The sequence below is a fragment of the Catellatospora sp. NPDC049609 genome, from assembly GCF_040675365.1.
In the GTDB taxonomy this organism is placed as follows: Bacteria; Actinomycetota; Actinomycetes; order Mycobacteriales; family Micromonosporaceae; genus Catellatospora.
Genome location: NZ_JBFAOU010000081.1, coordinates 1 through 15,395, shown reverse-complemented (window position 1 = coordinate 15,395; position 15,395 = coordinate 1). Strand labels below are relative to the sequence as shown.

Annotated in this window: 11 protein-coding genes; 7 read left to right on the top strand and 4 right to left on the bottom strand. The window is 72.2% G+C overall.

All coding sequences use genetic code 11. The features are described from left to right. Window positions 1-36: 36 nt before the first annotated feature. Window positions 37-990: a DUF4349 domain-containing protein gene (locus AB0J67_RS22205; RefSeq protein WP_363485310.1), complete on the top strand. Its 954-nt coding sequence runs from the start codon at window positions 37-39 to the stop codon at window positions 988-990. Between the two features lie 75 nt (window positions 991-1,065). Here AB0J67_RS22205 and AB0J67_RS22200 read toward each other — a convergent pair whose 3' ends face one another. Continuing rightward, window positions 1,066-2,331: an amidohydrolase gene (locus AB0J67_RS22200; RefSeq protein ID WP_363485309.1), complete on the bottom strand. Its 1,266-nt coding sequence runs from the start codon at window positions 2,329-2,331 to the stop codon at window positions 1,066-1,068. A 337-nt stretch (window positions 2,332-2,668) separates the two neighbouring features. Next, window positions 2,669-4,234, bottom strand: a complete 1,566-nt coding sequence (locus tag AB0J67_RS22195; protein ID WP_363485308.1) for a methylmalonyl-CoA mutase family protein — start codon at window positions 4,232-4,234, stop codon at window positions 2,669-2,671. A 196-nt stretch (window positions 4,235-4,430) separates the two neighbouring features. On the opposite strand from AB0J67_RS22195, the gene AB0J67_RS22190 reads away from it, so the two are divergent. After that, entirely contained in the window at window positions 4,431-6,248 is a 1,818-nt protein-coding gene (locus AB0J67_RS22190) for a serine/threonine-protein kinase (protein ID WP_363485307.1), read from the top strand. A 119-nt stretch (window positions 6,249-6,367) separates the two neighbouring features. After that, complete coding sequence (locus AB0J67_RS22185) at window positions 6,368-8,053, top strand: phospho-sugar mutase (RefSeq protein WP_363485306.1); 1,686 nt, start codon at window positions 6,368-6,370, stop codon at window positions 8,051-8,053. Between the two features lie 233 nt (window positions 8,054-8,286). Here AB0J67_RS22185 and AB0J67_RS22180 read toward each other — a convergent pair whose 3' ends face one another. Beyond that, a complete protein-coding gene (locus AB0J67_RS22180) occupies window positions 8,287-10,059 on the bottom strand; it encodes a hypothetical protein (protein WP_363485305.1) in 1,773 nt (590 codons plus the stop codon). Window positions 10,060-10,263: 204 nt separating this feature from the next. On the opposite strand from AB0J67_RS22180, the gene AB0J67_RS22175 reads away from it, so the two are divergent. Further along, a complete protein-coding gene (locus AB0J67_RS22175) occupies window positions 10,264-10,995 on the top strand; it encodes a class I SAM-dependent methyltransferase (RefSeq protein ID WP_363485304.1) in 732 nt (243 codons plus the stop codon). A 220-nt stretch (window positions 10,996-11,215) separates the two neighbouring features. Here AB0J67_RS22175 and upp read toward each other — a convergent pair whose 3' ends face one another. Then, window positions 11,216-11,848: a uracil phosphoribosyltransferase gene (gene upp, locus AB0J67_RS22170; RefSeq protein WP_363485303.1), complete on the bottom strand. Its 633-nt coding sequence runs from the start codon at window positions 11,846-11,848 to the stop codon at window positions 11,216-11,218. A gap of 154 nt (window positions 11,849-12,002) precedes the next feature. Between upp and deoC the strand changes: the two genes are divergently transcribed. From deoC to AB0J67_RS22155, 3 genes are all read left to right on the top strand, one after another. Further along, a complete protein-coding gene (gene deoC, locus AB0J67_RS22165; RefSeq protein WP_363485302.1) occupies window positions 12,003-12,950 on the top strand; it encodes a deoxyribose-phosphate aldolase in 948 nt (315 codons plus the stop codon). Between the two features lie 2 nt (window positions 12,951-12,952). Beyond that, window positions 12,953-14,383 (top strand): aldehyde dehydrogenase family protein, encoded by a 1,431-nt coding sequence (locus AB0J67_RS22160; RefSeq protein ID WP_363485301.1) that lies wholly within the window; start codon window positions 12,953-12,955, stop codon window positions 14,381-14,383. A gap of 103 nt (window positions 14,384-14,486) precedes the next feature. After that, window positions 14,487-15,299, top strand: coding sequence for an aldehyde dehydrogenase family protein (locus AB0J67_RS22155; protein ID WP_363485326.1), 813 nt, complete (start codon window positions 14,487-14,489; stop codon window positions 15,297-15,299). Window positions 15,300-15,395 lie beyond the last annotated feature (96 nt).

Genomic DNA, 15,395 nt, shown 5'->3' with positions numbered 1-15,395 from the left:
TCCTTCCGTGACCAGTCTGCCGGAACCTGAGGTGTCATGAGCCACGTCCGGAAAGGCATGAAGAAGACGATCCTCGCGGCCGCACTGACCGGCCTGCTGCTGCTGGCGGGTTGCTCGGCGTCGGACGAGTCCGGAGCGCCCACCGCGGGCGCGGCCAAGCCGGGCAACGCCGCCGACATGGACCGCGACACCGCCGCGCTCGGCGAGCAGAACAAGGCCGGGAGCGACGGCGCCGTCGCCCCGGAAGGGGTCGGCGCCACGGGCGGCCCGGTCACCGGCCGGTCGCTGATCTACCGCGGCGAGCTGACCGTGCGCGTGGACGACGTGCCCGCCGCCGCCGACCGGCTGACCGGCCTGGTCAACACCGCGGGCGGGCACATCGGCGCGGAGAAGCGCGTCGTGGACCCGACCGAGTCGCAGGCGTCGATCACCGTACGCGTGCCGGCCAAGCAGTTCCACGGGGTGCTGGAGCAGATCGCGAAGCTGGGCGAGGAGGTCAGCCGCGGCTCGAACACCGAGGACGTGACCGAGGCGGTCGTCGACCTGGACACCCGCATCGCCGCCCAGCGGGCCAGCGTGGAGTCGGTGCGCCGGATGTTCACGCAGGCCAAGCAGCTCAGCGAGGTGGTGCTGCTGGAGCGTGAGCTGAACCAGCGGCAGGCCGAGCTGGCCTCGCTGGAGCGCAAGAAGGCGAGCCTGGACGACCTGGTCGCGCTGTCGACCATCAGCGTGTCGCTGATCGGCCCGCACACCCCGCTGCCCGAGCCCGAGAAGGAGCCCGCCCCGGGTTTCCTGGGCGGCCTGGAGGCCGGCTGGGACGCGTTCGTGGGCACGGTCCAGGTGGCGCTGGCCGTCCTGGGCTTCCTGCTGCCGTTCCTCATCGCGCTGGCGATCCCGGTGGCCCTGGTCATCGCCCTGCGCCGCCGCCGTCGCCCCGCCCTGGCGGCGCCGGCTCCCACCGCTCCGCCGGCCCCGCCCGCGGCGGACTGACCCGTCACACGTCAGAGCTCCCGTTCGCGCCGTTCGCACGGCGCGGGCGGGAGCTCCGTCGTAGGTGAGGCGGGGTCAGAAGGAGGGGGACGCCAGGGCGGCCAGGGCCGTGTGGACCATGGTGCGGACGCCGTACCCGATGGCACGCTCGTCGATGTCGAACGCGGACTGGTGGATGTCCATGCCGGGAGCGCCGCCGGGGATGCCGGTGCCCAGCCGGATCATGGCGCCGGGCACGTGCTCCAGGTAGAACGCGAAGTCCTCGCCGCCCATGCTGATCTCGGCCTCGACCACGCGCTCGGCGCCCAGCGCCGCGCCGGCCGCGCCGGCGATGACCGCCGACGCCATCCGGTCGTTGATCACCGGCGGCACGCCGCGCGTGTAGCGCACGTCGGCCTTGGCGCCGGTGCCGTCCACCACGTCCTTGATCAGCTGGGTGACCAGGTCGGGGGCCTCCCGCCAGGCGTCGCGGTTGAGCACCCGGATGGTGCCCTTGGCGCTGCCCTCGCTCGGGATCGCGTTCGAGGCCTCGCCCGCGTGGATCGCGCCGAAGACCATGGACAGCCCGGCCCGGGGGTCGACCCGGCGGCCCAGCAACGCGGGCACCTCGGTCACCACCCGTCCCAGGGCGTACACCAGGTCGGCGGTCAGGTGCGGGCGGGCGGTGTGCCCGCCCTTGCCGCTGAGGCGCACCTCGACGGCGTCGCAGGCCGCCGTGATGGCGCCGGAGCGCACGCCCACGATGCCGACCGGCAGCTGCGGCGCGCAGTGCAGCGCGTAGATCGCCGCGACGTCCTTCAGCGCGCCCGCCGAGATCATCTCCGGGGCGCCCGAGTTGATCGACTCCTCGGCCGGCTGGAAGATCAGCCGGACCCGGCCGCCGATGCCGCCCTGCTGCTCCAGCTGGGCCAGCGCCAGCCCGACCCCGAGCAGCACCGTGGTGTGCACGTCGTGGCCGCAGGCGTGGGTCACGTTGGGCACGGTCGAGCGGTACGCCACGTCCTTGACGTCGGGCAGCGGCAGCGCGTCGAGGTCCGCGCGCAGCGCGATGACCCGGTCCCCCTCGCCGATGTCGCACATCACGCCGTTGCCCCGGGGCAGGAAGCGCGGCTGCAGACCGGCCGCGGCGAGCTCGCGCGCCACCAGCGCGGCGGTCTCGAACTCCTGGTGGGAGAGCTCAGGGTGCGCGTGAATGTGACGTCGTACGGCTACCAGGTCGGCGCCGCGGGCAGCGAGCCAGCGGTCGAGCTGACCGGGCAGCGGATCGGTGTCCGACATGATCTCGGACACCATGGACGACGTCAGCAAGCTGCTCTTGGGCAGCGCCAGCGCACTCGTCACGGCAGATTCTCGATCTCGGTCGATGGGATAAAACGCGTCAAGCCTAGCCCTGGACCGGTGACTCTGCGCAACTACGTTCTTGTAGTAGTTGTGTTGCTCAGAGTCACATTCGAGCAGGTCGGAGCGTTCCAAAGCTAGCGGGACCGTCGATTGCACGCATCCTCACCTCCTACAACGGGTGACGACGTGCCGGGTCACGCATGACGCGAGACTGGCATCACGCCGTGCCATCCAGTCGCACAGATGGTGCGGTGCAACAACCTCTTAACGCGAAAACCCCTCAGCGGACACGAAACCACCCGGGCGGGGTCGCCCGGGTGGATGATCGCGGCACCGGTCAGAAGGTCTCGCGCGGCTGGTGCGTCCCCCAGACCGAGCGCAGGGCGTGACACACCTCACCGACCGTCGCCTTCAGCCGCAGTGCCTCGCGCATGGGGTAGAGCACGTTCTCGGTGCCCGCGGCGGCGGTGCGCAGCTTGTCCAGGGCGGCCTCGACGGCGGCGCCGTCGCGCTCGGCGCGCAGCGTGGCCAGGCGCGCGGCCTGCTCCTTCTCGATCGCCGGGTCGACCCGCAGCGGCTCGTACGGCTCCTCGACGTCGATGGTGAACCGGTTGAGGCCGACCACCACCCGCTCGCCGGAGTCCACCTCCAGCGCGGTCCGGTACGCCGAGGACTCGATCTCGCGCTTCTGGAAGCCCGCCTCGATGGCGTCGACGGCCGAGCCGTGTGCGAACACGCGCTCGATCAGCGCGGTGGCCTCGGCCTCGATCTCGTCGGTCATCGCCTCCACGACGTAGGAGCCCGCGAACGGGTCCACCGTCGCGGTCAGGTCCGTCTCGTACGCGAGCACCTGCTGGGTGCGCAGCGCGAGCCGGGCCGCCTTCTCGGTGGGCAGCGCGATCGCCTCGTCGTAGGAGTTGGTGTGCAGCGACTGGGTGCCGCCCAGGATCGCGCCCAGCGCCTGCGCGGTGACCCGGACCAGGTTCACCTCGGGCTGCTGCGCGGTGAGCTGCACGCCCGCGGTCTGGGTGTGGAAGCGCAGCATCCACGACTTCGGGTCCTTGGCGCCGAACTCCTCGCGCATCACCTTCGCCCAGATGCGGCGGGCGGCGCGGAACTTCGCCACCTCCTCCAGCAGCGTGGTGCGGGCGACGAAGAAGAACGACAGGCGCGGCGCGAACGCGTCCACGTCCAATCCGGCCGCGACGGCGGCGCGCACGTACTCGATGCCGTCGGCCAGCGTGAACGCGATCTCCTGCACGGGCGTCGCACCCGCCTCGGCCATGTGGTAGCCCGAGATGGAGATCGTGTTCCACTTGGGAACCTCGGCGCGGCAGTACGCGAACGTGTCGGCGACCAGGCGCAGCGACGGCTTGGGCGGGAAGATGTACGTCCCGCGGGCGATGTACTCCTTGAGGATGTCGTTCTGGATGGTGCCGTTGAGCTTGTCGCCCGGCACCCCCTGCTCCTCGGCGACCAGCTGGTAGAGCAGCAGCAGCACGCTGCCCGGCGCGTTGATCGTCATCGAGGTGGAGACCTTGTCCAGCGGGATGTCGCGGAACAGCACCCGCATGTCCTCGATGGAGTCGATCGCGACGCCGACCTTGCCGACCTCGCCGTGCGCGATCGGCTCGTCCGAGTCGTACCCCATCTGGGTCGGCAGGTCGAACGCGACGGACAGGCCCATGGTGCCCGCGTTGAGCAGCTGGTGGTAGCGAGCGTTCGACTCGGCGGCCGTGCCGAAGCCGGCGTACTGGCGCATGGTCCACGGCCGGGACGTGTACATCGTCGGGTAGACGCCCCGGGTGAACGGGTACTCGCCGGGGCGCTCGCCGTCGGCCGGCCCGTAGACGGGCTCGATCGGGAAGCCGGACTCACTGCGCCGTGTTGAACGCTCGTTCATACCCGGGATGTTAGGCCGCCCGGCCCCACGCCGGGGTGAGGGATTGCGCACATCACGTACACCCAGGGTGATGACAGCGGGACGGAACGGTGAAATTGGGCGTCGATGCCCGCTCACGGCTTTCCCTCAGGCGCGCGGTCGTACAGGATAGGGAGTTGAGTGACCCCTCGTCCCCTCCCACTTGGCGGCATCAGCAGTGACCACCCATGCATCCACCTGGAGCGGCAGCCCCACCCCCGGCCGAGCGGCTCCGGGCACTGTCATCGGCGGACGCTACTCACTACGCACCGCGATCGGGCACGGCGGCATGGGCACCGTCTGGCGTGCCGCCGACACCGTGCTGCGCCGTGAGGTGGCCGTCAAGGAGGTCGTGCTGCCGCCGGGCCTGGCCGCCAGCGACGCCGCCTCGATGTACGAGCGCACGCTGCGCGAGGCCCGCGCCGCGGCCAGCCTGTCGCACCCGAGCGTGGTCCAGGTCTTCGACGTGGTCACCGAGGCCGGCCGCCCCTGGATCGTGATGGAGCTGCTCGACGCCCGCGGCCTGGCCGACATGGTGATCGAGGACGGCCCGCTGGCCCCCCGCGCGGTCGCCAAGATCGGCATCGCGCTGCTGGGCGCGCTGGAGGTGGCGCACGCCGCCGGCGTGCTGCACCGCGACGTCAAGCCGGCCAACGTGCTGATCACCACCGACGGCCGTTGCGTGCTCACCGACTTCGGCGTGGCCAAGCTGCCGACCGACGTGCAGCTGACCACGCCGGGCATGGTGCTGGGCTCGCCGCACTTCATCTCCCCCGAGCGCGCGCTGGGCCACGCCTTCGGCCCGCCCAGCGACCTGTTCTCGCTCGGCGTGACCATGTACACCGCCGTCGAGGGCCGCCCGCCGTTCGACAAGGGCGACCCGCTGGCCACCATGCACGCCGTGGTCGAGGAGGAGCCCGTCCCGCCGCAGCGCTGCGGCCCGCTGCGCGACGTGCTCTACGGCCTCATGGAGAAGGACCCGGCCCGCCGCTGGGACGTCGGCCAGGCCCGCGCCACGCTGCGCGAGCTGCTCGCCGGCCCGCTGGCGCAGAACGCCGTGCCGCAGCACGTGACCGACCCGTGGGCGGTCGTCGCGCCCCAGCCGGCCACCACCGCCTGGGTGACCCCGGCGGCACCCGCGCAGCCCGAGCGCCCCGCCAAGGAGATCGGCGGCCGCGCGCTGCTGCACACCGGCGAGACCCCGTCCACCCGCGCCACCGGCGGCGGCCGCCGCGGCGCGCCCGACCCGTCGCTGGACATGCCCACCGGGGCGCACCCCGCGCCGACCGGCGCGCTGCGCACCGTCGCGCCGGCGCCCGCCGCCGGCCCGAAGCCGCTGGACAACCTGGTCGGCCAGGTCAAGGCGTGGCCGAAGAAGATCCGCCTGGCCGCCGCGGCCGGCCTGGCCGGCGTGGTGCTCGTCACCGGCGTGGCCTGGGCGGTCATGGGCGGCGAGGAGGAGCAGCCGCCCGGCACCTCCGCCGTCGGCGGCACCCCGAGCCCGGCCTCCTCGTCCGCGCCGCAGGCCCCCGACGGCATGGAGCTGGTGACCGTCAAGAACACGCACGGCAGCGCCACCGTGGCCGTCCCCAAGGGCTGGAAGCCGAGCAAGGGCGCCAACAGCACCTACGTCGACTACAAGGACCCGGCCGACGGCGACCGGTGGCTGCGCATCAACATCTACAGCGGCGGCAACCCGACCCGCGAGCTGCAGGGCGCCGAGAGCAACTTCAAGAAGGACGCCAAGCGCTGCCAGAAGGGCACCTACCAGCGGGTCGACCTGAGCGACCAGAAGCTGGCCAGCACGCAGACCGCGGCGCAGCTGGAGTATCAGTGCACGCCGCCCGGCAAGGACCCGCGGCATGCCATCTGGCGCATCGGCGTGGCCGACGGCGTCGCCTACCACGTGTACCTGTCGACCCTGGAGAGCTCGTTCGAGCAGGACAAGGCCGTGTTCGACAAGGCCGTCGAGTCTTTCGCGATCGTCACCACCTGAGGGGTTTGCTGAGCAAAGGGTCGGTCCGCGTGTTATGAAACACCGATGAGCGAGCGAAGCGAGCGGATCAGCGGCCCGGCCCGGCGTCATGCCGGAACCACGCGAAGCGGGGTTTCGGCATGACCGACAACCTTGCCGACCGTGTACGCCACTGGATCGCCCAGGACCCCGACCCCGACTCGCGCAAGGAGCTGCAGCAGCTGCTCGACGCCCTGCCGGGCACCGAGACCGAGCTCGCCGACCGGTTCAGCGGGCCGCTCACCTTCGGCACCGCCGGGCTGCGCGGGCCGCTGCGCGCCGGCCCCAACGGCATGAACCTCGCCGTGGTCCGGCAGGCCGCCGCCGGCCTGGTCACCTGGCTCACCCGGCAGGAGCCCGGCGGGCTGCTGGTCATCGGGTACGACGCGCGCCGCGGCTCGCACGAGTTCGCGCAGGAGACCGCGCGGGTCGCCACCGGCGCCGGGATGCGCGCCGCGCTGCTGCCCCGCCCGCTGCCCACGCCCGTGCTGGCGTACGCGGTGCGCACGATGGACGCCGTGGCCGGGGTGATGGTCACCGCCTCGCACAACCCGCCGCAGGACAACGGCTACAAGGTCTACCTCGGCGAGCACCTGGGCGGCCCGCTGGGCGCCGGCGCGCAGATCGTGCCGCCCGCCGACCAGGAGATCGAGCACGAGATCCGCAACGTGAAGCTGCTGTCGCAGGTGCCGCTCGGCCATCCGGGCACCGTGCTCGACGACGAGATCGTCGAGTCGTACCTGGCCGCCGCCGCGACGGTGGTGCAGGAGGACCAGCCGGGCGCCCGGGACCTGTCGGTGGCGTACACCCCGCTGCACGGGGTGGGCGGCAAGGTGCTCGGCGACGCGTTCCTGCGGGCGGGCTTCGCGATCCCCGCGACCGTGCCCGCGCAGGCCGAGCCGGACGGCGCGTTCCCCACGGTGTCCTTCCCCAACCCGGAGGAGCCCGGGGCGATGGACCTGGTGCTCGCGCTGGCCGCCGAGCGCCGCGCGGACATCGCGATCGCCAACGACCCCGACGCCGACCGCTGCGCCGTCGCCGTGCCCGCCCCGAACGGCAACGGCAACGGCTGGCGCATGCTCCGCGGCGACGAGGTCGGCGTGCTGCTCGCCGACCACCTGATGCGGCTGGGCCGCACCGGCACGTACGCCACCACCATCGTGTCGTCCTCGCTGCTGCGCGCCATGGCCGCCAAGCGCGGCTTCGGGTACGCCGAGACGCTGACCGGGTTCAAGTGGCTCTCCCGCGCCGCGCCGGACCTGGCCTTCGGGTACGAGGAGGCGCTGGGCATCTGCGTCGCGCCGGGCATGGTGCGCGACAAGGACGGCATCACCGCGGCGCTGCTCGTCGCCGAGCTGGCGGCGGGCCTCAAGGCCGAGCTGCGCACGCTCACCGACCGGCTCGACGACCTCGCGAACGAGTTCGGCCTGTACGTCACCGACCAGCTCTCGGTGCGCGTCGACGACCTCGCCGAGATCGACCAGATGATGGCCCGCCTGCGCGCGAAGCTGCCGAGCTCGCTGCTCGACGAGCCGGTGACCTCCACCGAGGACCTGCTCGACCGGCCGGGCGAGCTGAACGCCGACGTGATCATCCTGCGGACCGAGACGGCCCGCGTGGTGGTCCGCCCCTCCGGCACCGAGCCCAAGCTCAAGGCATACCTGGAGGTCGTCGAGCAGGTGTCCGAGGGCGACGTGGCCGCCGCCCGCGAGCGCGCCGCCGCCACCATCCGCGCCCTGCGCACCGAGGTCGCCGCCGCCCTCGGCATCTGGTCCGTCAGCCCCTGACCCCACAAGGAAGGGCACCTTCTTAACGCTCGGCGTAGCAGAAGGTGCCCTTCTTAACGTCTGCCGCTGTGGCCCTGCCCGGCACGTCTTGCCTGCCGCGGGCTTGCCAGCGCGTTGCCGCATCCTGCCGTCGTGGGCGGCGGCGCCCCGCGACGGCTCACCGCCCAGCAGATCTTGTGCAGTTGCCGCTGTCCTGGCGACGCCAACTGCACAAGATCGGCCGCGGCGCGGTGCTAACGACCGCTTCGCGGGACGGCGGCGGTGGCGGGCCGCGGGGGCTGCCCGTCTGCCGAGGCCAGGTCGCTCACCGGCCAGACCGTCACGCCGCCGGTGCGGGTCCCCTCGCCGACGAGGTCGTCGACCAGCCCGCGCAGCACGTCCGCGCGGGGCGCGCCGTCGGGCAGCACCAGCGCGCCCGCGTTCCAGAAGCGCAGGTCGGCGAGCAGGCCGTCGCGCATCCGGCCGGTCACCTTCGGCACCTTCGCGCCCTTGACGACCGAGGCGAACAGCAGGTCGGTCGGGCGCGGCGGCGGGCCGAACGTCGCGCTGCCCGGCTCCCGGCCGGGCCCGATGAAGTAGCCGCCGGGGAAGCTGAAACCCGCTCCCGACTGCGCCCACCAGCGCATGCCCTCGTTGTGCTCGCTGCTGGTCAGCGGCACGGTGACCAGGGTGCGGCCCGCCGGGACGTACGCCCGCCAGGTGCCCTCGCTGACGAACTTCGGCACGGCCGGGCCGCGGTGGGTGGGCAGCGGCAGCGGCAGCAGCGGCACCAGCGCGAGCCCGACCAGGGCGTACGCGAGCCGGCGCAGCGGCAGGCCCTGGGCCGACTGGCGCGGCAGGCGGGCCACCACCTCGATGGTCAGCGCCACCAGCGCCCCGGCGATCGGCAGCAGCACCAGCCCGAACCGGACCGCGACCACCGACTCCAGCAGCGGCAGCTGCCCGAACGGCCGCCACAGGCCGGGCAGCGCGGTGCGCTCGCCGCCCGCGAACACCTGCCGCCCCATCGCGAACAGCGCGAACACCGCGCCGGTGACCACCAGCGCCCGGACCAGGCCGCGCGACCACAGCCACCCGGCGACGCTCAGGGCCAGCACGGCCAGCAGCGGCCAGCCGAAGAAGGTGTTCTCCTCGGCGGCGTTCTGGGTCAGCAGCCGCGTCGCGTCGACGTTGCCGCCGAGCGACAGCCGCGGGAAGGCGGCGAAGCTCGCCAGGTCCGCCCCGAACGCCGACGCCCCCGGCGGCAGACCGCGGTAGCTCTGCGGGCCGAAGAACTGCGTCCACAGGGGGTACGCCAACAGCGCGCCCCCGACCAGCGCGGCGACGCCCGCCGTGGCCAGCACGGGGCGGATCGCGGCCCGCCGCTGCGGCCAGGTCACCGCGGCGTACGCCGCCAGGAAGACCGCGCAGGCCAGCGCGGTGTAGAGCAGCACCTCCTCGTTGACGAAGGCCTGCGCGACCACCAGCAGCCCGAGCACCGTGCCGTTGCGCAGGCTGCGGCCCGGCTCGGCCATGCGCAGCGCCCAGTGCACCAGGAAGGGCACCAGGAACTGGGCGGTCCAGTTGGGATGCCCGTTCGCCTGGCTGATCATGCCGGGCCCGAACCCGCACAGCGCCGCCCCGACGGCGGCGGCCGCGCGCGAGGTCACGAGGTGCCGGCGCAGGAACCAGTACCAGGCGGCCGCGGTGCCCGCCAGGCCGAGCACCAGGATGACCGTGAAGCTGAGCTGCGGGCCGCCGAGCAGGGTGAGCGGGGCCAGCGGGATACCCATGCCCAGGATGACCGTGTTGGCCATCAGGTTGACCCCGTGCGGGGCGTTCATTCGCGAGGTGAAGAACGGGTTCGCGTCGCCGGTCACCACGTCCGCCGCGTGCCGCAGGACGAACTGGAAGAAGACGTGGTCCGGGACGTTCTCGCTGAGCGCGGCGCGCGCGCCGTCCCGCCACAGCCCCCACGTCACCAGCACCGCGCCGGCCAGGAACGCAACCATCACCAGCGCCGTCACGTTGATACGTCGTGGCTGGTCAGCATGGTCGCGGCGACGTGGGGGGCGGTCGGCCGAGGTGGTCCGTACCCGGTGCCACTCCTGAATTTCGGTCTTCACGAGCGTCGAATGTACGGCATTTGGGTAATCTGTCCTGATTAGCCCTGAATTACCGGGCCAAACAGGAAACAGATTCTCGTTGCAGCTACCGGACGGATGCAGTCGATGACGTCGTACGCCACAGAGCCGAGCCTCCTCACCGGGGACCAGAAGATCCAGGCCGCGGTGCTGGAGAGCCTGGCCGAGGCGGCCAACCACCGCCGCTGGTTCGCGGGCATGGCCACGCCCTACCTCGGCGCGCACCCGATCGAGATCGGCAGCGGGCTCGGCGACTACGCGATGGAGTGGCTGCCCTACGTCGAGCGCTACACCGCCACCGAGGCCGACCCGGAGCGGCTGATCGACCTCAAGCAGCGGTTCGCCGACGACCCCCGGGTCGAGGCCCGCGAGATGCTCCTGCCCACCGACGAGCGCGCCGACCACACCGCCCTGGTCAGCTACAACGTCCTGGAGCACATCGAGGACGACGTCGCGGCGCTGCGCAGCATGGCCCGGCTGGTCCGGCCCGGCGCGCCGCTGGTGCTGGTGGTGCCCGCGTTCCCGATCGCGATGAGCCGCGTCGACGTGGCCACCGGCCACTGGCGCCGCTACACCCGCCGCACCCTCACCGACGTCGCGCTCGCCGCCGGCCTGCTGGTCGAGCGCATGGAGTACGTCAACTCCCTCGGCTTCATCTGCTACTTCGTGACGGCCCGCCTGCTCGGCATGTCCCCCAAGGGCGGCGCCATGATGCGCGTCTACGACTCCGTCGTCACCCCGGTCACCCGCCGCCTCGAACGCCGCCGCCGCCCACCCTTCGGCCAGTCCGTCCTAGCCGTCCTCCGCCGCCCCCTCTGACCGCCCCATCTGGGTTGATCATGAACTTATGGCACGGGTCAGCGGCGTGTCGTGGGAACAACTTCCTGATCGACTCCCGCCGCGGCAGGCCATGCGGGGCAGCCACCCGCCTTGTCGATCATGAACTTGTGGCGCCGACACGCCGTCGAACCGTGCCATAAGTTCATGATCAACGCGGGAGGGGTGGGTGGGTGGGTGGGCCCGGCCGGGTGGGGTGGGGTTAGAAGCGGGGCATGCCGCCGAACTGGCGGTCGCCGGCGTCGCCGAGGCCGGGGACGATGAACATGTGCTCGTTGAGGCGCTCGTCGATGGAGGCGGTGACCAGGCGCAGGGGCAGGCCGGAGGCGCGGAGGCGGTCGATGCCGGCGGGGGCGGCCAGGACGCAGAGCACGGTGATGTCGGTGCAGCCGCGGTCGGCGAGCAGGCGGCAGCAGTGTTCCAGCGAGCCGCCGGTGGCCAGCATCGGATCCAGCACCAGGACGGGCTTGCCGGCCAGATCGCCGGGCAGGGACTCCATGTACGCGCGGGGCTCGAAGGTGTGCTCGTCGCGGGCGAGGCCGACGAAGCCCATCGAGGACTCCGGCAGCAGCGACAGCGCGGCGTCGGCCATGCCGAGCCCGGCGCGCAGCACCGGCACCAGCAGCGGCGGGTTCGCCAGCCGGGTGCCCACCGCGGTCGCGACCGGGGTCTCGACCGGGAACGTGTCGGCCTGGAAGGTGCGGGTGGCCTCGTACGCCAGCATGGTGGTGAGCTCGTGCAGCGCGGCCCGGAAGCTGGCCGAGTCGGTGCGAGCGTCGCGCATGGCGGTGAGGCGGGCCTGGGCCAGCGGGTGATCTACGACGAGTACGTCCACGACGTGAAACTACCCGCCTGCCTCTGCCCGCGCAGTGCCAACCGGCGCCGAGGTGTCGCCCGCCATGGTGTAACCGCGTGACGACGGCCACCGAAGTCCCGGATCCCAAGGCGTGGACAAGATCGATACTCGTGACGCCGCGTAGACTTCGCGTATGACGGCCACCATCTCACCGTTGTCCGAGGTCACGCGCTCTGACGCGGCGCTGCGGACCTTCCTGCACGGCCTGCCCGGCGTCGACCGGGTCGGCGCGGACGCGCGCGCCGCGGGCCTGGGCACCCGATCGATCAAGACGACCGCGAAGGCGTGGGCGATCGACCTCGCCATCCGGATGGTGGACCTGACCACGCTGGAGGGCGCCGACACGCCCGGCAAGGTCCGGGCGCTGTGCGCGAAGGCCCGGCGTCCCGACCCCGCCGACCCGACCTGCCCGCCGGTCGCCGCGATCTGCGTCTACCCCTCGATGGTGCCGACCGCCGCCGAGGCGCTGCGCGGCTCCGGCATCCACCTGGCCAGCGTCGCCACGGCGTTCCCGTCGGGGCAGGCGCCGCTGAAGGTCAAGCTCGACGACACCCGGGCCGCCGTCGCCGCGGGCGCCGACGAGATCGACATGGTGATCAGCCGGGGCGCCTTCCTGTCGGGTCGCTACCTGGAGGTGTTCGAGGAGATCGTCGCCGTCAAGGAGGCCTGCGGCAAGGCGCACCTCAAGGTCATCCTGGAGACCGGCGAGCTGGTCACGTACGACAACGTGCGGCGCGCGTCCTGGCTGGCCATGCTGGCGGGCGGCGACTTCATCAAGACCTCCACCGGCAAGGTATCCCCCGCGGCGACCCTGCCGGTCACGCTGATCATGCTGGAGGCGGTGCGCGACTTCCTCGACACCACCGGCCGCAAGGTCGGCGTGAAGCCCGCGGGCGGCATCCGCACCACCAAGGACGCCATCAAGTACCTGGTCATGGTCAACGAGATCGCCGGCGACGGCTGGCTCGACCCGGACTGGTTCCGGTTCGGCGCCTCCACGCTGCTCAACGACCTGCTGATGCAGCGCACCAAGCTCGCCACCGGCCACTACGCCGGCCCCGACTACTTCACCCTGGACTAGACATGAGCGCATTTGAGTACGCGCCGGCGCCGGAGTCGCGCTCGATCGTGAAGCTGCAGCCGTCGTACGGGCTGTTCATCGACGGCGAGTTCACCGACGGCGCGGGCAGCTTCAAGACCATCTCCCCCGCCTCCGAGGAGGTGCTCGCCGAGGTCGCCGAGGCGTCGACCGCGGACGTGGACCGTGCCGTCAAGGCGGCGCGGCGCGCGTACGAGGACGTGTGGGGCCCGATGCCGGGCCGGGAGCGGGCCAAGTACCTGTTCCGCATCGCGCGGATCATCGCCGAGCGCAGCCGCGAGCTGGCCGTGCTGGAGACGCTGAACAACGGCAAGCCGATCAAGGAGTCGCGCGACGTGGACGTGCCGCTGGCCGCGGCGCACTTCTTCTACTACGCGGGCTGGGCCGACAAGCTGCCGTACGCGGGCTTCGGCGCCGACCCGCGCCCGCTGGGCGTGGCCGGCCAGGTCATCCCGTGGAACTTCCCGCTGCTCATGCTGGCGTGGAAGATCGCCCCGGCGCTGGCCGCGGGCAACACGGTGGTGCTCAAGCCGGCCGAGACGACCCCGCTGAGCGCGCTGCTGTTCGCCGAGATCTGCCAGCAGGCAGACCTGCCGCCGGGCGTGGTCAACATCGTCACCGGCGCGGGCGAGACCGGCGCGGCCGTGGTGAACCACCCGGACGTGGACAAGGTCGCCTTCACCGGCTCCACCGAGGTCGGGCGGATCATCGCCAGGGCCGTCGCGGGCACGAAGAAGAAGGTCACCCTGGAGCTGGGCGGCAAGGCGGCGAACATCGTCTTCGACGACGCCGCGATCGACCAGGCCGTCGAGGGCATCGTCAACGGCGTCTTCTTCAACCAGGGCCACGTCTGCTGCGCGGGCTCCCGGCTGCTGGTGCAGGAGTCCATCGCCGACCAGCTCCTGGAGTCGCTCAAGCGGCGCATGGCCACGCTGCGCGTCGGCGACCCGCTGGACAAGAACACCGACGTCGGCGCGATCAACTCGGCCGCGCAGCTGGAACGCATTCGGAGTCTCACGGAAGTCGGCGCGGCCGAGGGCGCAGAGCGCTGGTCGCCGCCGTGCGAGCTGCCCGACCGGGGCTTCTGGTTCGCGCCGACCATCTTCACCGGCGTGTCCCAGGCGCACCGCATCGCCCGCGAGGAGATCTTCGGGCCGGTGCTGTCGGTGCTGACCTTCCGCACCCCGGCCGAGGCGGTCGAGAAGGCGAACAACACGCCGTACGGGCTGTCGGCGGGCATCTGGAGCGAGAAGGGCTCACGCATCCTCGCCATCGCCGACCAGCTGCGGGCCGGCGTGGTCTGGGCGAACACCTTCAACAAGTTCGACCCCACCTCGCCGTTCGGCGGTTACAAGGAGTCCGGATACGGCCGCGAGGGCGGTCGCCACGGCCTGGAGGCCTACCTTGCCCAGTAAGAAGGACGCCGCTCCCGGCACCGCCGCGAAGGCCGCCGAGTCCACCGCGGTCGCGTCCGCCTCGCGCACCACCGCGAAGGCCGCGGCGCCGGCACGGCTCGCCGTGCGCAAGACGTACAAGCTGTTCATCGGTGGTGCGTTCCCGCGCAGCGAGTCGGGCCGCACCTACGTCGTCGCCGACAGCAAGGGGCAGTTCGTGGCCAACGCCGCCCAGGCATCCCGCAAGGACGCCCGCGACGCCGTGCTCGCCGCGCGGGCCGCGTTCGGCAAGTGGTCGGGCGCGACCGCGTACAACCGGGGCCAGGTCATCTATCGGGTGGCCGAGATGCTGGAGGGCCGCCGCGACGAGTTCACCGCCCTGGAGGTGCCCGAGTCCGAGGTGGACGAGGCCGTCGACCGCCTGGTCTGGTACGCAGGCTGGACCGACAAGATCACCCAGGTGGCGGGCGGGGCGAACCCGGTCGCCGGGCCGTACTTCAACCTCTCCTCGCCGGAGCCCAGCGGTGTCATCGCGGTGGTCGCGCCGTCGAACCCGACGCTGCTCGGCCTGGTCAGCGTCATCGCCCCGGCGATCGCCACCGGCAACACGGTGCTCGTGATCTCCGACGCGCCGCGCGTGGCGATCACCCTGGCCGAGGTGCTGGCCACCTCCGACGTGCCCGGCGGCGTGGTGAACATCCTCACCGGCTCCGCCGCCGAGGTCGCCCCGTGGCTGGCCTCGCACAGCGACGTCAACGGCCTCGACCTGACCGGCGTGACCGACGCCAAGCTGGCCCTGGAACTGGAGCAGGCCGCCGCCGAGACCCTCAAGCGCGTCCGCCGCCCGGCGGCCGTCGACTGGTCCGCCGACCCCGGCCTCGCCCCCATGACGGCATACCTCGAAACCAAGACCGTCTGGCACCCCAAGGGCCTCTAGCAGCAAAAGGAAGGGCACCTTCTTAACGCTCCGCGTTGTAGAAGGTGCCCTTCTTATGACGTGGATGACGACCGGCAACTACACCACCATCCTCAT

Excerpts from the sequence above, each read along its gene's own strand:
- AB0J67_RS22160 (WP_363485301.1), top strand. The coding sequence starts at position 12,953 with ATGAGCGCATTTGAGTACGCGCCGGCGCCGGAGTCGCGCTCGATCGTG.
- AB0J67_RS22205 (WP_363485310.1), top strand. The coding sequence starts at position 37 with ATGAGCCACGTCCGGAAAGGCATGAAGAAGACGATCCTCGCGGCCGCA.
- AB0J67_RS22185 (WP_363485306.1), top strand. The coding sequence starts at position 6,368 with ATGACCGACAACCTTGCCGACCGTGTACGCCACTGGATCGCCCAGGAC.
- AB0J67_RS22175 (WP_363485304.1), top strand. The coding sequence starts at position 10,264 with ATGACGTCGTACGCCACAGAGCCGAGCCTCCTCACCGGGGACCAGAAG.
- AB0J67_RS22195 (WP_363485308.1), bottom strand. The coding sequence starts at position 4,234 with ATGAACGAGCGTTCAACACGGCGCAGTGAGTCCGGCTTCCCGATCGAG.
- deoC (WP_363485302.1), top strand. The coding sequence starts at position 12,003 with ATGACGGCCACCATCTCACCGTTGTCCGAGGTCACGCGCTCTGACGCG.